This is a genomic window from Mycobacterium paraterrae (assembly GCF_022430545.2).
Classification (GTDB): Bacteria; Actinomycetota; Actinomycetes; order Mycobacteriales; family Mycobacteriaceae; genus Mycobacterium; species Mycobacterium paraterrae.
The window spans coordinates 3,331,364-3,349,046 of sequence record NZ_CP092488.2 but is presented as its reverse complement, the minus strand read 5'-3'; the positions used below and the strand labels follow the sequence as shown (position 1 = coordinate 3,349,046).

The following is a 17,683-nucleotide window of genomic DNA, read 5'->3' as shown; positions in this document are numbered from 1 at the left end:
GTGGGCCGCCGGCGTCAGGCCAGCCGAATCAGACCGTAGTCATAGGCGTGCCGCCGGTAGACCACCGACGGCCGCTCGGTCTGGCTGTCGTAGAACAGGAAGAAGTCGTGGCCGACGAGTTCCATCTCGTAGAGCGCGTCGTCGACCGACATCGGCCTGGCCTCGTGCTCCTTGGTGCGCACGACGCGGCCGGGTTGGTGATGGCCGTTGGCGCCCTCCGGGTCGCCGAAATGTGGGATGTCGATGTCGTCTGCGACAGGCTCGGGCTCGGGGAGCACAGCGGTGGCGGCTGCCAGCGACACCGGCGTCTTGTCGCCGTAGTGGACCTTGCGACGATCCTTGACCTTGCGGAGTCGACCCTCGAGCTTGGCGACCGCGGCCTCGAGCGCGGCGTAGAAGCTGTCGGCACAGGCTTCGCCGCGAACGACCGGGCCCCGACCGCGAGCGGTGATCTCGACGTGTTGGCAGGACTTGCGCTGACGGCGATTGCGTTCGTGGTCGAGTTCGACGTCGAACAGGTAGATGGTTCGGTCGAATCTCTCCAACCGAGCGAGCTTTTGCGAGACATAGATGCGAAAGTGGTCAGGGATCTCGACGTTGCGCCCCTTGACGACAACCTCGGCGTGCGGGGTCGGTTCGTGCTCGTCGATGTCGGCCGGAGGTTCAGCCAGCAGCTGTCCGGAATCCATGATTTGCCTTGACATACTTGACAACTCGCCTTCTCTCGCGTTGCACGCTTTTCACGCGCGGGGCCATGGACAAACGCGCCGACGGGGTGTCAGAACTGGATTGGCCGCCCGCCGATGCAAGGTGTCGAGAACTCACCCCCTACCGGTCGAACGGTGGCGCCTTGCAGGAATCAGATGCTCTGCGTTCAGGCGTTGTTGGTGCTTGCGATCGACGGTAGACCGTCCATGGGCGGGAGTGCCACCGTTTGGCGCGACCTGTTGCGAGTTCTTCATAAACGATCACGCCGCAGCCAGCGCCAGCACAGCCGACACCCGTGCGCCGGCCGCCTGCAACACCCGGACCGACTCACGCGCGGTCGCCCCGGTGGTGATGACGTCATCGACCAGCAGCAGCTCGCCTTCGGGCGGCAGCCGTCGTCTCGTCAGCAGCACGCGGCCGGCGATGTTGCGCTCGCGCGCCGTGCTGCTCAGGCCCGCCGAGTCGCGCGCCCACGGCTTCATCCGCAGCGCGCGGACCACAGTGATGTCCGGGTGACCGGCGCTCGCCATTGTCGCGATGCGGGTGACCGGGTCTCCCCCGCGCCGACGGGCCGACCAGCCGCGTGTCGGGGCCGCGACGACGGTCAGCGGGACATCGAGCAGGCCCCATTGCAGCAGCCGGTGCAGACCCTCGGCCAGCGACAGCGACAGCGGTCGCAGCAGGTCCGCGCGGCCGCGGTCCTTCACTCCGACGATCGCCCGCCGCCGCGCCCCCGCATACCGCCCGAGCGCGAACACCGGCACCTGCGGGTCGATGCGCGGCGTGACGACGCGCGGAGCGTCGGCGCCCAACGCGAGTTCGTCGGCGCAGACCACACACCATCGAGTCGACGACGCGCCGCAACCGCCGCACTCGAGCGGCAGAACCAGATCCAGCACGCCGCCAGTGTGCCGCGAAGCACCGACAGCTCTCAGACGCTGCCGAGTCAGCCGGGCATTACCGGCATCGCTCCGCCGGTCATGAAAGGCGGGACGTCGAGCCAGCCCTGCAGACCCTCTCCCCCGGAGATCGACAATTGCATCACGCCGCGCGGATCGGCGACGTAGACCGTCGACGGGTTGGCGGCGATGACCCCGACCGGTTGTTGCAAATTACCGGTCGGCGCATCGGAATTCACGCCGTCGATGTTGACGTAGGACACTGGGTGTTCGGCGTCAGTGCGGCTCACCGCGATGTCTTCGTCGGTGCGCCAGGCCAGCGAGATCACCGAAGAACCGAGCCCGAAGCCGAGTCGCCGCGGATAGGTCAGCGCGAACTGGCCGGCCTGGGTCTGCTCGACGCTGGAGCAGATCACCTGCCCGTTGATCAGCATCGCCGCGCGGGTGCCGTCGCGGGAGAGCTGCAACTCGGCGATGACGCCCGGGAATTTACTCGACACCGCAGCCGAGTCGACCGGCAGGCGGGCCGGCTGACCCGAGGCCGTCTCCTGGATGGCGCGCAGCACGGTATTGCCGTCGGCGACCACCCACACCGCGTCGTCCAGCGACCAGGTCGGTCGCGAAAGGGTATGTCCGTCAGCGGCTTCCGCCGCTTCCCCACCGAGGTCGCCGATCCACAACGACGACGACATGTCGGGCGCACCCGGCCGCTGTACCACCACCGAGGCCGCCTGATGACCGTTGCGCGACAGGGCGGCCGCGGCCTGGTCGGTAGCCCGGCCGAAGGCGCCCGGCACCGGGTCGGAGCGCTGGCCGTCGAGGGCCACCACCCGGCCGCCGATCAGCGCGTGCACCCCGGCGGCGGCACCTTCGGCGACGCCCGGGTCGGTGGCGGCGACGTCGGTGGTGTTCCAGCCGTCGGCGAACCGCTCGTCGAGCGACGCGCCGTCGGCCTTGATCACGTAGGGGCCCTTGATGTCGGCGCGCGCCAGCGTCCAAATGATTTGCGCCGCAACCAATTGCCTGCTGCGCGGGTCGGCGACCGTCAACAGCTCCAAATCCACCCGGGCGCCGCCGTAACCGCGGCCGACACCGCTCTTTCCGCCGTCGGCGCGGGTCACCGGTCCGCGCAGCCGCACCGGCGGGGTCAGCATGTTGTGCACGCTCTTCACCATCTCCGGGCGCGGACCGGCGATCAGCTTGGACACCAGCTCGGTGGCCAACTGGTCGCGATCGGACACCGCGACGTAGCGCGGGTCCGGCACCATCGTCTTGCCGGTCGGGTCGGAGAAATACAACGTGTTGCGCTTGTAGGTGGCCTGGAACTGCTGCCAGTCCAGGAACACCCCGTCGGGCAGCTTGTCGATGCGCCAACCGCCCGGCGTCTTGACCAGTTCGATCGGCCCGGGGTCGGGCAGCTGACCCTCGGCGGTCTCGAATACTCCCATGTCCGACAGTGAGCCAAGCACCTCGGCCCGCATCGTCACGGAAACCCTTTCGGCGCTGTGGGTTTCGACGAATACCACGTGGTCGATCAGCAGTGAGCTACCGGCGTCGTCCCAGTTGTTGGACGCCGACTGGGTGAGGAACTGCCGCGCCGCGAGATGCCGGTTAGCCGGATCGGCGGTGGCCTTGAGGAATTCGCGCAACAATACGTCAGGATCCATGCCGGGCGTCGGCTTGGGCAGGTTAGCCGGTGCCGGCCGGTCGACGGTCCCGATGGCCTGCGGCGCCGACCCGTTCGGCACACCCGCACAGCCCGCCAGTACCGCGGCCAGGGTGACCAGCAGAGCGATCAACCGCCGCATCACACGCCTCGATCGGCATGCTCGCGCTGCCGCGGCGTGCGTTCTGGGGCAACGGGTTTCATCGGCAACGGGCTGGTGGTCACCTTGTGGCCGCGCACCAGCGGCAGGGTGAGGCGGAAACACGCGCCGTTGCCTGGCTCGCCCCAGGCCTCCAACCGTCCCTGGTGCAACCGAGCGTCCTCGACGCTGATCGCCAAACCGAGGCCGGTCCCGCCGGAGCGGCGCACCCGCGAGGGGTCCGATCGCCAGAACCGGCTGAACACGAGCTTCTCCTCGCCCGGTCGCAGCCCGACGCCGTAGTCACGGACGGTGACCGCGACGGTGTCTTCGTCATAGCCCATCCGGATCCGCACCGGCTTGTGCTCGGCGTGATCGATCGCGTTCGCGATCAGGTTGCGCAGAATGCGCTCGACCCGTCGTGGGTCGACCTCAGCGATGACCTCTTCTTCGGGCATGTCGACAATCATCTGCACGCCGGCATCCTCGGCCAGGTGCCCGACGTTGCCCAGCGCGCTGTTCACAGTCGTCCGCAAATCCACTGCCTCGACTGACAATTCGGCGACACCGGCGTCGTGACGCGAGATTTCCAGCAGGTCGCTCAGCAGCGACTCGAACCGGTCGAGCTCGTTGACCATCAGCTCGGTGGACCGCTGCAACGCGGGTTCGAGGTCTTCGAGGTGGTCGTAGATCAGGTCGGCGGCCATCCGGACGGTGGTCAACGGGGTGCGCAGCTCGTGGCTGACGTCAGAGGTGAAGCGTCGCTGCAGGTTTCCGAACTCCTCGAGTTGGGCGATCTGACGCGACAGGCTCTCGGCCATGTCGTTGAAGGACACCGCCAGCCGGGCCATGTCGTCCTCGCCGCGGATCGGAATGCGTTCGGACAGATGGCCGTCGGCGAATCGCTCCGCGGTGCGCGCCGCCGCCCGAACCGGGACCACCACCTGGCGGGTGACCAGCCACGCGATACCGGCCAGCAGCACCATCAGCACCAGACCACCGGTGGCCATGGTTCCCCTGACGAGTGCGATCGTGCTCTGCTCGTTGCCCAGCGGGAACACCAGGTAGAGCTCCAGGTTGTTCACCCGCGACGTGGTCGGCGTGCCGATCACCAGCGCCGGGCCGGAGAAACCCTCGGTATGCACCGACGCGTACTGGTAGGCCACCTGTCCGGCCTTGACGAATTCCCGCAGCGAATCGGGCAACTGGTCGACCGGCCCGGCCGACGCGGCGGGGCGCGGACCCTGGCCCGGAACCACCAGCACCGCGTCGAACGCGCCGGCCAACCCTGCGCCGGAGGTGGGATCGGTCTTGGACGTCAGCGTGTTACGGGCCAACTGCAGGCTGCTGTCCAGCGAGCGGGCCTCCTCGCCACTGACGATTCCGCTGACCGTGCTGCGCGCGCGTTCGATCTGCTCAGTCGCGGCGCGCAGTTTGACGTCGAGCACGCGGTTGGTGACCTGGCTGGTCAATACGAAGCCCAGCGCCAGGATCACGGTCAGCGACATGCCCAGGGTCAAAGCGAGCACCCGCAGCTGCAAGGATCGGCGCCAGGCCACACCCATCGCGCGGCTCAGTGTGCCCATGCCCCGCATGACCGGGCCGGACCGGCCGGAACGACCACGAAAACGCGGTCTCGAGCTCCAGATCAACGACGCCGCTCCTGGTCGAGGCGACCTACATCAACGCCGCCGCTCCTCCGCATCGCCAAAGCTTTGCATCGTCGGCGGCGGGTCCGGATCACGGAGGTCCGGCCTTGTAACCCACTCCTCGAACGGTCAGTACAACGGTCGGGTTCTCGGGGTCTTTCTCCACCTTGGCCCGCAGACGCTGGACGTGCACGTTCACCAAACGGGTGTCCGCGGGGTGGCGGTAGCCCCACACCTGTTCGAGCAGCACATCACGAGTAAACACCTGGCGCGGTTTGCGCGCCAACGCCACGAGCAGGTCGAACTCCAGCGGCGTCAGCGAGATCTGCTCGCCGTTGCGGGTGACCTTGTGGGCGGGCACGTCGATGTCCACGTCGGCGATCGACAGCATTTCGGCGGGCTCGTCCTCGTTGCGCCGCAGCCGGGCTCGCACGCGGGCGACCAATTCCTTGGGTTTGAACGGCTTCATGATGTAGTCGTCGGCGCCCGACTCCAGCCCGAGCACCACGTCGACGGTGTCGGTCTTGGCCGTGAGCATCACGATCGGAACCCCGGAGTCGGCGCGCAGCACCCGGCATACGTCGATGCCGTTCATGCCGGGCAGCATCAAGTCCAGCAACACCAGGTCGGGCCGCAGTTCGCGCACGGCGGTCAGCGCCTGGGTGCCGTCACCAATGACGGCGGTGTCGAAACCTTCCCCCCGCAGCACAATGGTCAGCATCTCGGCCAGCGACGCGTCGTCGTCAACCACGAGAATCCTTTGCCTCATGGTCTCCATGGTGTCACCAGAACGCGACAAAACGGGGCTGCCACACGCGCGTTTCGTGCACCTATTACCACAGCCGTCTCAGAACCGAGTGGCAACTAAGCCATTAACTGCTCCTTGAGGCGGCCCGGATCGACCGTCTCGTCGACCACCAGCCAGCGGCCGCCCCAGTTCGAGGCGGCCAGCTCGGCGTACACCGCGCCGGTCCGCTGCTGCAGCCCGGCGTCGCGTTCGTAGGCGTCGCGCGCTCGGCCGGCGTCCATGCTTGCGCGGTGCCGGGCCCGCTGATCAGCCAGTTCGGCCGACACTCCGAGCAACACCTGCCAGTCCGGCGCCGGCAGTCCCAGCCGGCCATATTCGATGTCGTGCACCCAGCCAACCGCCTCGCCGCTGGCCGGCTGGTGCAGACGTGCGGCGCTGTAGGCGGCGTTGGAGGCGACATAGCGGTCGAGGATCACCACGTCATGGTCGTGACACAGTTCGCGGATCTGATCGGCACCACCCGCGCGATCCAGCGCGAAAAGCATGGCCATCGCATACACCGACGACGCCAGGTCGCCGTGCTGACCGTGCAATGCCTCGGCAGCGACGTCGGCGGTCACCGACTGCCCGTACCGCGGGAACGCCAGGGTCGCCACGGATTTCCCGGCGGCCTCGAACCTCGCGCGCAGGCCGTCGGTGAGCGTCCGCTTGCCGGCGCCGTCGACGCCCTCGATGGCAATCAGCACGGCGCGCCTTCCGACGAGGGGCGCGAACGCCCGGCTAGTCGGGCGTTCGGCCGCCGGCGCCCGGCTGACCGGGCCCTCGGCAACCGGCGCTTCGGCAACTCAGTAGCGGTAGTGGTCCGGCTTGTACGGGCCGTCGACGTCCACGCCGATGTATTCGGCCTGCTCCTTGGTGAGCTTGGTCAGCTCGCCGCCGAGCGCCTCGACGTGGATGCGGGCGACCTTCTCGTCCAGGTGCTTGGGCAGCCGGTAGACCTCGTTGTCGTACTCGTCGTTCTTGGTCCACAGTTCGATCTGCGCGATGACCTGGTTGGAAAAGCTGTTGCTCATCACGAACGACGGGTGGCCGGTCGCGTTGCCCAGGTTCAGCAGCCGGCCCTCGGACAGCAGGATGATCGACTTACCGGTGTCCGGGAAGGTCCACAGGTCGACCTGGGGACGGATGTTGGTCTTGATCGCGCCGGACTTCTCCAGTCGGGCGACCTGGATCTCGTTGTCGAAGTGACCGATGTTGCCCAGGATCGCCTTGTCCTTCATCGCCTTGATGTGCTCAAGGGTGATGATGTCCTTGTTACCAGTGGTGGTGATGATGATGTCGGCCTCGCCGATCACGTCTTCCACCCGCTTGACGTCGAAGCCCTCCATCAGCGCCTGCAAGGCGTTGATCGGGTCGATCTCGGTGACCGTCACGCGTGCGCCCTGGCCGGCCAGCGACTCCGCCGAACCCTTGCCGACGTCGCCGTAACCGCAGATCAGGGCCTTCTTGCCGCCGATCAGCACGTCGGTACCGCGGTTGATGCCGTCGATAAGCGAGTGCCGGCAGCCGTACTTGTTGTCGAACTTGGACTTGGTCACCGAGTCGTTGACGTTGATCGCCGGGAACGACAGCTCACCGGCGGCGGCGAACTGGTACAGGCGCAGCACCCCGGTGGTGGTCTCTTCAGAGACGCCCTTGATCGACGCGGCGATCTTGGTCCACTTGTCCTTGTCGGTCTCGAACCGCTTGCGCAGCAGGTTCAGGAACACCCGGTGCTCGGCCGAGTCGTCTTCGTCGTCCGGCGGAACGACGCCGGCCTTCTCGTACTGCGCGCCGCGCAGCACCAGCATGGTGGCGTCACCACCGTCGTCGAGGATCATGTTGGCCGGCTCGTCCGGCCAGGTCAGGATCTGCTCGGCGGCCCACCAGTACTCCTCGAGGGTCTCGCCCTTCCACGCGAACACCGGCACACCCTGCGGGTTCTCCGGGGTGCCGTGCGGGCCGACGACCACCGCGGCGGCGGCGTGGTCCTGGGTGGAGAAGATGTTGCAGGACGCCCAACGGACCTCCGCACCCAACGCGGTCAGGGTCTCGATCAGCACCGCGGTCTGCACAGTCATGTGCAACGAGCCCGAGATGCGGGCGCCCTTGAGCGGCTGGACGTCGTGGTATTCGCGGCGCAGCGACATCAGACCCGGCATCTCCTGCTCGGAGAGCTCGATGTCGCGGCGGCCATAATCGGCCAACGACAGGTCGGCGACCTTGAAGTCGATCCCGTTCACCACGTCGGCGGTCAGCGGATGTTCGGTCGTCGTCATAGTGTTTCTGGCCCAATCTTCGTCGGTGTCAACTACTTAGCTTGCGTACACGGTAGTCCCCGACGCGATGATGCAGTGATGCCGGGTCAGGAAGAGCGACCCGCACTGCGAGGATCGGCGGGGCTGCCAAAAGTTTTGGCGACCGTCGTGGCCGAGGCGCGGCGGCTTCACTGCACCATTATTGCCGTTATCTGCCCGCGCACGCCGGGCGTCACTATCGGCAAAGGGGCGAAGAACAGCTACTATCCCTGGTCCACACCCGGTGTTCCCGGTGTGCCGGGCGTTCCGTTCGCATAGCCGTTCCCGCCGTTTCCTCCGTCGCCGCCCTGTAAGCCAGATGAGGCGGTGCCACCGGCGCCACCGGCGCCGCCGGAGCCGTTGCCGCCGGCCCCCACGCCACCGCCGTTTCCGCCGAAGCCGCCGTTGCCTCCGACGCTTCCGGCGTTGCCGATGCCGCCGGCGCCTCCGTCTCCGCCGGGGCCACCGGCGACGACGCCCGCCGTGGTCCCGCCGTTGCCCGCGAGGCCGCCGGAGCCTCCGACGCCGTGGTTGTAGTTGCCTAGACCGCCGGTGCCGCCGGTACCGCCGGTGCCGCCATGGACGCCCACAAAATCGCCGAGGCTGCTGCCCCCTTTGCCCCCGGTTCCGCCGGGGCCACCCGTGCCGTCGAGGATGCTGGCACCGCCGCCACCCCCGCCGCCGCCGCCGCCCCCGTTGCTAAAGCCGCCCTCTACGCCCAGGCCGGGCGATCCTCCAACGTTGATGCCATCGCCACCGCCGTAACCGCCGTCGCCGCCCTGACCGCCGGTGGGGATAAACGGGGACAGCCCGTAGCCATAGCCACCGTGGCCGCCCGCACCACCGGCACTGCTGTAAGCGCCATCGAAGCCATTGCCCCCGTTACCGCCGTCGCCGCCGTCGCCGCCGTATCCGAGAGCGTTTTGCGGGACGGAGGAACCGGGCGGCAAAGACGACTCAGTGTCTCCGCCGCTGCCGCCTGTGCCGCCGGTGCCCGCGATGTTGGCGGACCCGTAGCCGTTACCGCCGTCACCGCCATTTCCTCCGGTACCGCCGTGCACCTGATCGCCCGTGCCAAAGCCGCCATTACCGCCGTTACCGCCGTTGCCGCCGTTCCCATCTGCGCCGCCGTTACCGCCATTACCGCCGTCACCGCCGGCTCCGCCCGTACCGTTGTCTATAGCGGTCGGCCCGCTGCCACCATTGCCGCCGGCACCGCCGACGCCGCCGAACCCAGAACCGCCGCCGTCACCGCCGACTCCGCCGTTGCCGCCGGCACCACCCGTGGTTAAGGCAGCGTTGCCGACGTCTTCACCGTGCCCGCCTGTTCCGCCTGCTCCACCGTTGCCCAGCGCACCGCCGGACCCGCCGGCACCGCCGTCACCGCCTTTATTGGCGATTCCATTCAAAAAGCCGGTCGGGCTGTAGCCGGTCCCGCCCCGACCGCCGGTGGCCAGGCTGTACGTGCCGTTGGTACCGGTGGTGCCCGTGGTCGAGCCGGCGCCCCCGGACCCGCCGGCGCCAACGGCGCCCGGCTGGCCGGCCGTACCGCCGGTTCCGCCGTTGACATGGTCGCCGTTGCCGTTGGCGCCGGCGCCGCCATCGCCGCCGGTGCCGGCGTCGCCGCCGTTACCGCCGTTGCCACCGGCCCCCTCGGTGCCGTTGGTGCCGAAAGACCCTGCCGTGCCGCCCGCTCCGCCAGCGCCGCCGTTGCCGCCGGCCCCGCCGTTACCGCCGTCAACACCTTTGCCGCCGACGCCGTCGTTCACCCCGGCCACACCGGTTACGCCGTCGGCACCGTCGGCGCCATTGCCGCCGTCGCCACCGCCACCACCGGCCCCGCCGGCACCGCCGCTACCGAAGATGTCGAAGAGTCCGGCTGAACCGCCCGCTCCGCCGGCTCCACCGTTCACGCCGCCGGTGGCCGCAGTGTTAACAGTGCCGTCCGCCCCGTCGCTGCCATCGCCGCCGTGGCCGCCGTCGCCGCCGTTGCCGTAGAACAGCCCGCCAGCACCACCGTCACCACCGGACCCGCCGTCGACGCCGTCACCACCGGCACCACCATTGCCCCACCAACCGGCGTCCCCACCGGCACCGCCTTGGCCGGCGAAGTCGGTGGCACCATCGCCGCCGTTGCCGAATATCAACCCGCCACCTTGCCCTTCGGCCTGCAGCAGCGTGCCGCCCCCGACTCCATCAGCACCATTACAAATCAGGCCGCATGCGCCGCCGGCGGAATCGGCGGCCGGGACAGCCTGACTAAACCACGCGTTGAGCGCCGTATCCACCTGCTGACCAAACGAACTGCCGATCCAGTCCTGCTCAAGTCCTTGCAGGAACGACGTCCATGGATCGGCCGCGCTGAGCGCCGCGCCGGCATCGGGCAGATCGGCAGCGCTCACACCCAACGAGCCCAGATCCGCACCGGCAGATGGATCCAACGCGATCCACGGATCAACAAGCCCCGCAAGGGAATTAATGATCGGATCGAGGATCGCACCGAACTCGTCGGCATGAGCGGCCGGCGCGTGCACGAACGACGCCGTGCCACATGCCAAAAACGCGCCAGCGCCCAGGCCGACTAGCTGACGACGCCAGGCCTTGCCACGTGGGTGCTTCCCGTTACGACGCCGACCAGCCATTGCCCCAAACCCTTCATTAGACGTACACAAGTAACGTGCCTCGTCGGGTGGGACATGCCTCTAAGGTTGCTCTAAGCTACCGCTCATTCTGCGATAAGGGAAGCCGAAAGCGTCTCAACTGATCTCTTGGCCCCCCTGGTCGACGCGGACCCCGTAACGCTCAGCTGCGGGCGTCATCAGTCGTGCCAGGTCAGCGGCCACGTCATGGTCGGCCTCCGGCGGCATCGACACATAACTCATCGCCAGCCGGACGATGGCGCGCGCCAGCATCCCGGAGTCCTCCTCGCTGGCCCGCATCCAGCTGTTCATGAACGACGACGTCAGCCGGGCCGAGCAGTGCGTGATGATCGGTCCGCTGTCGGTGGTGATGATCTGCAGCAGATCCGGTTTGGCGACCCCAGTCTGCAGCGAGATCACCAGCGGATCGGCTGCCGAGTCGGCGAAGAAAGCCCGAAAGCCCTGCAGCAGTGCGGCATAGACGTCGCCCACGTTGGCGTAGATGGCGTCCTCGACGGCACCCGCCAGGCGGTCGGCCAGCCGCAACGCGTAGCCCTGGGCCAGGCCTTGCCTCGACCCGAACTCGTTGTAAATGGTCTGGCGGCTGATGCCCGCGGCGCGGGCGACGTCGGCCAGCGTGATCGCCGACCAGTCGCGGCTGCCGAGCAGTTCGCGCATCGCGTCGAGCACCGAATCACGCAGCAGGGCCCGCGACGCCTCGGCGTACGGGACCCTTCGCATATGCGCGACCCTAATGGGTATTGCGCTGCTGCTGCGTGCGGCAGCGCCGGATGTCACGAGCGGGCGACTTCGACCATCTCGAAGTCGGATTTCGCGGCACCGCAGTCCGGGCAGCTCCAGTCTTCGGGGATGTCGTCCCAGCGGGTGCCGGGGGCGATGCCGTCCTCCGGCCAGCCCTTGGCTTCGTCGTACTCGAAGCCGCACTGGACGCAGACGAAGAGTTTGTAGGCGTTCATGTCGTTAGTCCTTACCTAGATCGATTCGAAATCGGGCTTCTCGCGTACGGCGCAGTCTGGGCAACCCCAGTCCTCGGGAATGTCGTCCCAGTTGGTTCCTGCCGGGAATCCTTCTCGCACAGCGCCTTCGGCTTCGTCGTAAACATAGTCGCAACCGGGGCAACGGTAACGTGCCATTACGCGGCGGCCCCGTAGCGTGCCAACACCTTCTTACGCAGCCGCGGCTGGATGTTGACGCGGGTGATGTCGCCGTCATAGTGCTCGAGCACCCGGTGGTCCATCAGCTTGCGCCACAGCGGCGGAAAGTAGGTCACTCCGATCAGCGCGGCGTAACCGCTGGGCAGGTTCGGCGCGCCGTCCATGCTGCGCAGCGTCTGGTAGCGCCGAGTCGGATTCGCGTGATGATCGCTGTGCCGCTGCAGGTGATAGAGGAACAGATTCGTCACGATGTGGTCGGAGTTCCAGCTGTGCTCCGGCGTGCAGCGCTCGTAGCGGCCGTTGTCCTTCTTGACCCGTAGCAGGCCGTAGTGCTCGAGGTAGTTGACCGACTCCAACAGGCTGAACCCGAAGACCGCCTGGACGATCAGGAAGGGGATCAACGCGGGCCCGAACACCGCGAGCAGGGCGCCCCACAGCACCACGGTCATCAGCCAGGAGTTGACGACGTCGTTGGACAGGTAGGTCGTGGGGTTCCACGGGTTGCCGCCCTGACGCCGGATCCGCTGAGCCTCCAGGTGCAGCGACGACTTCGCGCTGCCAATCACGCTGCGCGGCAGGAACTCCCAGAACGTCTCCCCGAAGCGCGCTGAAGCTGGGTCCTCCGGTGTCGCCACCCGGACGTGGTGGCCGCGGTTGTGCTCGATGTAGAAGTGGCCGTAACCGGTCTGCGCCAGGGTGATCTTGGACAACCAGCGCTCCAGCGATTCCTTCTTGTGTCCCATTTCGTGGGCGGTGTTGATACCGACGCCGCCCAGCGTCCCGACTGATAGCGCGAGGCCGATCTTGGCCGGCCAGCTGAGCGACCCCTCGTAGCCCAGCCAACTCAGGTTCGACGCCGTGAACAGGTAGGCGCCGAGCACCAGGCTGATGTACTGGAACGGAATGAAGGCATAGGTGCAGTAGCGGTAGTACTTGTCGTCTTCGAGCCACTGCATGGCCTCGTCGGGCGGATTTTGGCCGTCGGCGCCGAACCGCAGGTCGAGGGCCGGCAGGACCACGTAGAGCAGGATCGGGCCGATCCAAAACCAGACCTGCGAAGCAGCCTGCCAGCCCGCCTGGTTCATCGCCCAGATGATCGGCAGGATCGCGATCAGCAGCGTTGGGACGATCAGTCCCATCAGCCACATGTAGCGCTTCCGGTCCTGCCAGACCTGCGGGCTGAGCGCCCCTGCCGGTGAAGTCATATCGCCAACCTCCTTGTGAGCCATCGCACCTTAGGATTGGACATTACTGCTTGCTACGTCCGTTGTCTAGACATTGATGCCATCTTTGTAAACCGTAGCCGGTCAAGCGCGGGCGTCGAACGTGGATCTAGGACGGGAAAGCGGCGGAAAACCCGGCCTCAGTGCGCGCTCGGCGAGCACGGGCACCGGGCACGGACGCCGGGCAGCAGCCACCGGCCGATCGGCCGGTCAGCGGCCAGGTGCAGCTAGGCGGCGGCCGCGCCGTAGCGGGCGAGGGTCTTCGCGCGCAGTCGCGGTTGCATGTTGACCCTCGACACGTCGCCGCCGTAGTGCTCGAGCACCCGGTGGTCCATCAGCCGACGCCACAGTGGCGGGATGTAGGTCAGTCCGATCAGCGCCCCGTAGCCGCAGGGAAGAGTCGGCGACCCGTCCATGCTGCGCAGCGATTGGTAACGCCTGGTTGGGTTCGCATGGTGATCGCTATGGCGCTGCAGGTGATACAGCAAGAGATTGGTGACGATGTGGTCGGAGTTCCAGCTGTGCTCCGGAGTGCAGCGTTCATAGCGCCCGTTGGCCTTCTTCTGCCGGAGCAGGCCGTAGTGCTCGAGGTAGTTGACCGCCTCCAGCAGACTGATGCCGAACGCCGCCTGGATGAGCAGGAACGGCAGCAGTGCCCATCCGCACAGCGCGATCAGCACGGCCCACAACACGACGGTCATCAGCCACGCGTTGAGGGCGTCGTTGAGTAGGTATGTTCTTGGGTTCCACGGATTGCCGACCTTCTGGCGTATCCGCTTGGCCTCCAACCGCAACGCCGAGCGCAGGCTGCCAACCACGCTGCGCGGCAGAAACTCCCAGTACGTCTCACCGAAGCGGGCCGACGACGGGTCCTCCGGCGTCGCGACGCGGACATGGTGACCCCGGTTGTGCTCGATGAAGAAGTGCCCATACCCGGTCTGCGCCAGGGAGATCTTGGACAGCCAGCGCTCCAGCGATGCCTTCTTATGTCCCATTTCATGCGCGGTGTTGATGCCGACGCCGCCCAGCGCGCCGATCGAGAGCGCCAGGCCGATCTTGGCCGGCCAGCCCAGCGGGCCTTCTTGACCCAGCCAACTCAAGTTCGGCGCGGTGAACACCCCGGCCGCCAGGAACAGGCTCAGGTACTGCAGCGGCACGAACGCGAAAACGCAGGCCCGGTAGTACTTGTCCTCCTCGAGTCGCCGAGCGACGTCGTCGGGCGGGTTCTGCCCGTCCGCCCCGAAATGCACGTCGAGGGTGGGCATAACGACGTAGAGCAGGATCGGGCCGATCCAGAACAACACTTGGGAAGCGGGGTACCAACCCAACTGGTTCATCCCCCAGATGAACGGTGTGACGGTGATCGTCAGCGTGGGAAAGACCAAGCCCATCATCCACAGCCGGCGCTTCTTGTCCCGCCAGTCGGGCGTGCTGTCTGCAGATTCTGCGGGCATACCGCACACCTCCGGCGAATCTCCTGATCTCGAGACGCGACGAGACGATGTGGTGCCTCGAGTGATCTTGATTCGCTGATGGTAATTCGGTCGACCACTCCTTTCAATCGGAGCGATTCCTCAGTTGCACATCGCCATTGACATCGGCATCGCGCCTGGCCACTGCCGAATTTCGAAATCCGTAGGCGGCGTAGATCAGAATCCCGACCGCCATCCACAGCCCGAAGCGAATCCAGGTCACGACGGTCAGGTTCACCATCAACCAGACACACGCGCAGACCGACGCGATGGGCAGCAGCGGCACCCACGGCGCCCGGAATCCGCGCGGCAAGTCGGGCCGGGTGCGACGCAGGACAATGACGCCGGCGGATACCAGCAGGAACGCGAACAAGGTGCCGACGTTGACCATTTCCTCGAGCTTGTCGGCCGGAAATGCCGACGCCGTGGCGGCGACCAAGACCGCAACCAGCACCGTGATGCGCACCGGGGTGCCGTGGGAGCCGGTCTTGGCCAGTCGCCGTGGCAGCAACCCGTCGCGGGACATCGCGAACAGCACCCGGCAGCCGCCGAGTAGCAACACCATCACGACCGTGGTCAGCCCGGCGAGCGCGCCGATCGAAATGACCCCCGAAGCCCAGTGCACACCGTTGGCCGCGAACGCGGTGGCCAGGTTGGCCTGGTGGCCGCTGGCCGTCGTCTTCAGTTGGGTGTAGGACACCATCCCGGACAGCACGACCGAGACAGCCACGTACAGCACGGTCACGATCCCGAGCGTGGCAAGGATTCCGCGCGGGACGTCACGCTGCGGATTCTTCGTCTCCTCGGCCATGGTCGCCACGATGTCGAACCCGATGAACGCGAAAAACACGATCGACGCCCCGGCGAGCACGCCATACCAGCCGTAGTGGCTGCCGTGCGCGCCGGTGAGCAGCGACAGCACCGACTGATTGACGCCGCTACCGGAGCGGTCGGCCTCCGGCGGCGGGATGAACGGCGAGTAATTCGCCTTCTTGATGTAGAACGCACCGACGACGATCACCAGCAGTACCACCGTCACCTTGACAGCGGTCACCACGGTGGAGAACTGCGACGACAATTTCGTGCCGAGCCCGAGCAGTGTAGCCACGATCGTCACGATCACCAGCGAACCCCAGTCGAGCTGCACCGGCCCAACCGCGATGCTGTCACCGGCGAGCTTGAACACGGTGTGCAGGTAGCTCGACCAACCCTTGGCGACGACGGCGGCGCCGATCACCAGTTCGAGCAGCAGGTTCCAGCCGATGGTCCAGGCGATGAACTCACCGAACGTGGCATAGGAGAAGGTGTAGGCGCTGCCGGCCACGGGCAGCATCGACGCGAATTCCGCGTAGCACAGCGCCGCCAGGCCGCAGGTGATCGCCGCGATCAGAAACGATATCCAGATCGATGGTCCGGTGATGTCTCCGGCGGTGGAAGCGGTAACGGTGAAGATGCCCGCGCCGATCACCACCGACACTCCGAACACGCACAGGTGCCACCAGCTCAGGTCCTTGCGGAGTTGGGTGTCGGGATCGTCCGTATCGGCAATCGACTGCTCGATCGACTTGGTGCGCCAGCGATCAGCCATGGTCTGCAGGACATTACCGAGTACCGTGGCGACATGGGTGGGGACAGCGCTCGGAGACACGCGGTGGTGATCGGCGCCAGCATCGGCGGATTGTGCGCGGCGCGAGTGCTCTCGGAGTTCTACGACCGAGTGAGCGTGTTCGAGCGCGACGAGTTGCCCGAAGGACCCGGCAATCGCACAGCCGTGCCGCAGGGCCGGCACGTCCACCTACTGATGGCTCGCGGCGCGCAGGAATTCGACGGCCTGTTCCCGGGGCTGCTCGACGAGATGGTCGCCGCCGGCGTGCCCATTTTGGAGAACCGGCCTGACTGCATTCACTTCGGCGCGGCCGGCCACGTGCTGGGGACCGGCCGCACGCTGCGGGACGAGTTCACCGCGTACGTGCCTAGTCGCCCGCAGCTGGAATGGCAGATCCGGCGGCGCGTCTACGACATCCCCAACGTCGAGATCCTGCATCGCTCGGTGGCTCAGCCGTGTTTCGACGTCGACGTCCAGCGGGTCACCGGGGTGCTGCTCGACAGCGAGGCCGACGAGCCCGACTTCGTAGCTGCCGACCTCGTCGTCGACGCGGCGGGCCGCGGCACCCGGCTGCCGGTCTGGTTGGAGCAGTGGGGTTTTCAGCGTCCGCCGGAGAAGACCGTCGAAGTGGGCATCGGCTATGCGTCGCAACAGTTGCGGTTACCCGAGGGAGCTATCCGCGAGCGCGTCGTGGTGGCGGGCGCCTCGCGGGAGGAACCGCTGGGGCTGGGCCTGCTCGGCTACGAGGACGGCACCTGGACACTGACAGCGTTCGGCGTCGCGAAAGTGCAACCGCCGCAAACGTTTTCCGAGATGCAGGCGCTGGCCGGCAAGCTGCTGCCGGCACGCATCGCCGATGCGTTGCAGCGCGCCGAGCTCGTCGGCGAAGTGGCGTTCCACAAATACCCCGCCAGCCGGTGGCGGCGCTACCACGAATTGGACCGGTTCCCGGCCGGGATCTTGCCGCTCGGCGACGCGGTGGTCAGCTTCGACCCCACCTACGGGCAGGGCATGACGATGACCTCGCTGCAGGCCGGGCACCTGCGCCGCGCGCTGGCCGACGGTGGCGATGTGGTACGCAAGGTCAATCGGGCCACCGCCAAGACCACCTTCCCGGTGTGGATGATGACCGCGATCGGCGATCACGCCTTCCACCACGCGACCGGCGACAAACCGTGGTGGTTCGGGCCGGTGGGCAATTTGTTCGACCAGTTTCTCGGCGCGGCGGAGACGGATCCCGTTCTGGCCGAATGGTTCCTGCGACGCTTCTCGTTGCTGGACAGCCTTTACATGATCCCGTCGGCCAAGCTGGTCGGCCGGACGATCCGGCACAACATGCGGCTGTGGCTGGGCGAGCGTCGGGCGGGTAAACCCCGTCGCGAGCTCGTGACTAGCGCCGCTCCTCCGCATTAGCAACGCTGCG

At 67.1% G+C, this 17,683-nt stretch carries 15 protein-coding genes; 1 reads left to right on the top strand and 14 read right to left on the bottom strand.

Annotated features, from left to right (window positions below):
* Nucleotides 1-14: 14 nt before the first annotated feature.
* From hpf to MKK62_RS16080, 14 genes are all read right to left on the bottom strand, one after another.
* Nucleotides 15-689, bottom strand: a complete 675-nt coding sequence (hpf, locus tag MKK62_RS16145; RefSeq protein WP_240258899.1) for a ribosome hibernation-promoting factor, HPF/YfiA family — start codon at nucleotides 687-689, stop codon at nucleotides 15-17.
* Between the two features lie 279 nt (nucleotides 690-968).
* On the bottom strand, nucleotides 969-1,607 hold the full coding sequence (locus MKK62_RS16140; protein WP_240258901.1) for a ComF family protein: 639 nt from the start codon (nucleotides 1,605-1,607) through the stop codon (nucleotides 969-971).
* 47 nt (nucleotides 1,608-1,654) lie between these two features.
* Nucleotides 1,655-3,415 (bottom strand): MtrAB system accessory lipoprotein LpqB, encoded by a 1,761-nt coding sequence (gene lpqB / locus MKK62_RS16135; protein WP_240258912.1) that lies wholly within the window; start codon nucleotides 3,413-3,415, stop codon nucleotides 1,655-1,657.
* Nucleotides 3,415-5,064: an MtrAB system histidine kinase MtrB gene (gene mtrB, locus MKK62_RS16130; protein ID WP_240258919.1), complete on the bottom strand. Its 1,650-nt coding sequence runs from the start codon at nucleotides 5,062-5,064 to the stop codon at nucleotides 3,415-3,417. Before mtrB ends, lpqB begins: the two co-directional genes overlap by 1 nt.
* An 88-nt stretch (nucleotides 5,065-5,152) precedes the next feature.
* A complete protein-coding gene (mtrA, locus tag MKK62_RS16125; protein ID WP_067341807.1) occupies nucleotides 5,153-5,839 on the bottom strand; it encodes a two-component system response regulator MtrA in 687 nt (228 codons plus the stop codon).
* Between the two features lie 86 nt (nucleotides 5,840-5,925).
* Complete coding sequence (locus MKK62_RS16120; protein WP_240258921.1) at nucleotides 5,926-6,555, bottom strand: dTMP kinase; 630 nt, start codon at nucleotides 6,553-6,555, stop codon at nucleotides 5,926-5,928.
* Nucleotides 6,556-6,654: 99 nt separating this feature from the next.
* A complete protein-coding gene (gene ahcY / locus MKK62_RS16115) occupies nucleotides 6,655-8,127 on the bottom strand; it encodes an adenosylhomocysteinase (RefSeq protein WP_240258923.1) in 1,473 nt (490 codons plus the stop codon).
* A 242-nt stretch (nucleotides 8,128-8,369) separates the two neighbouring features.
* Nucleotides 8,370-10,787 carry a hypothetical protein gene (locus MKK62_RS26455; RefSeq protein WP_286670861.1) on the bottom strand — a complete coding sequence of 806 codons (2,418 nt, stop codon included), beginning with the start codon at nucleotides 10,785-10,787 and terminating at the stop codon, nucleotides 8,370-8,372.
* 114 nt (nucleotides 10,788-10,901) lie between these two features.
* Nucleotides 10,902-11,525: a TetR family transcriptional regulator AlkX gene (alkX, locus tag MKK62_RS16105; RefSeq protein WP_240258932.1), complete on the bottom strand. Its 624-nt coding sequence runs from the start codon at nucleotides 11,523-11,525 to the stop codon at nucleotides 10,902-10,904.
* A gap of 53 nt (nucleotides 11,526-11,578) precedes the next feature.
* Nucleotides 11,579-11,761, bottom strand: coding sequence for a rubredoxin (locus tag MKK62_RS16100; RefSeq protein ID WP_240258935.1), 183 nt, complete (start codon nucleotides 11,759-11,761; stop codon nucleotides 11,579-11,581).
* Between the two features lie 15 nt (nucleotides 11,762-11,776).
* Nucleotides 11,777-11,938 carry a rubredoxin gene (locus MKK62_RS16095; protein ID WP_240258937.1) on the bottom strand — a complete coding sequence of 54 codons (162 nt, stop codon included), beginning with the start codon at nucleotides 11,936-11,938 and terminating at the stop codon, nucleotides 11,777-11,779.
* Nucleotides 11,938-13,164: an alkane 1-monooxygenase gene (locus MKK62_RS16090; RefSeq protein WP_240258939.1), complete on the bottom strand. Its 1,227-nt coding sequence runs from the start codon at nucleotides 13,162-13,164 to the stop codon at nucleotides 11,938-11,940. The genes MKK62_RS16095 and MKK62_RS16090 overlap by 1 nt, the downstream gene beginning before the upstream one ends.
* Before the next feature lie 245 nt (nucleotides 13,165-13,409).
* Nucleotides 13,410-14,636, bottom strand: a complete 1,227-nt coding sequence (locus tag MKK62_RS16085) for an alkane 1-monooxygenase (protein ID WP_240258941.1) — start codon at nucleotides 14,634-14,636, stop codon at nucleotides 13,410-13,412.
* A 103-nt stretch (nucleotides 14,637-14,739) separates the two neighbouring features.
* Nucleotides 14,740-16,242: an APC family permease gene (locus MKK62_RS16080; protein ID WP_240258943.1), complete on the bottom strand. Its 1,503-nt coding sequence runs from the start codon at nucleotides 16,240-16,242 to the stop codon at nucleotides 14,740-14,742.
* Nucleotides 16,243-16,275: 33 nt separating this feature from the next.
* Here MKK62_RS16080 and MKK62_RS16075 point away from each other — a divergent pair, with 33 nt between their 5' ends.
* Complete coding sequence (locus MKK62_RS16075) at nucleotides 16,276-17,673, top strand: FAD-dependent oxidoreductase (RefSeq protein WP_240258945.1); 1,398 nt, start codon at nucleotides 16,276-16,278, stop codon at nucleotides 17,671-17,673.
* The last annotated feature ends 10 nt before the right edge of the window (nucleotides 17,674-17,683 follow it).

Bases quoted from the DNA above. Each gene is read 5' to 3' on its own strand.
- hpf (WP_240258899.1), bottom strand. From the start codon at position 689: ATGGATTCCGGACAGCTGCTGGCTGAACCTCCGGCCGACATCGACGAG.
- MKK62_RS16100 (WP_240258935.1), bottom strand. From the start codon at position 11,761: ATGAACGCCTACAAACTCTTCGTCTGCGTCCAGTGCGGCTTCGAGTAC.
- MKK62_RS16075 (WP_240258945.1), top strand. From the start codon at position 16,276: ATGGGTGGGGACAGCGCTCGGAGACACGCGGTGGTGATCGGCGCCAGC.
- alkX (WP_240258932.1), bottom strand. From the start codon at position 11,525: ATGCGAAGGGTCCCGTACGCCGAGGCGTCGCGGGCCCTGCTGCGTGAT.
- MKK62_RS16085 (WP_240258941.1), bottom strand. From the start codon at position 14,636: ATGCCCGCAGAATCTGCAGACAGCACGCCCGACTGGCGGGACAAGAAG.
- lpqB (WP_240258912.1), bottom strand. From the start codon at position 3,415: ATGCGGCGGTTGATCGCTCTGCTGGTCACCCTGGCCGCGGTACTGGCG.
- MKK62_RS26455 (WP_286670861.1), bottom strand. From the start codon at position 10,787: ATGGCTGGTCGGCGTCGTAACGGGAAGCACCCACGTGGCAAGGCCTGG.
- mtrA (WP_067341807.1), bottom strand. From the start codon at position 5,839: ATGGAGACCATGAGGCAAAGGATTCTCGTGGTTGACGACGACGCGTCG.
- MKK62_RS16090 (WP_240258939.1), bottom strand. From the start codon at position 13,164: ATGACTTCACCGGCAGGGGCGCTCAGCCCGCAGGTCTGGCAGGACCGG.
- MKK62_RS16080 (WP_240258943.1), bottom strand. From the start codon at position 16,242: ATGGCTGATCGCTGGCGCACCAAGTCGATCGAGCAGTCGATTGCCGAT.
- MKK62_RS16095 (WP_240258937.1), bottom strand. From the start codon at position 11,938: ATGGCACGTTACCGTTGCCCCGGTTGCGACTATGTTTACGACGAAGCC.
- ahcY (WP_240258923.1), bottom strand. From the start codon at position 8,127: ATGACGACGACCGAACATCCGCTGACCGCCGACGTGGTGAACGGGATC.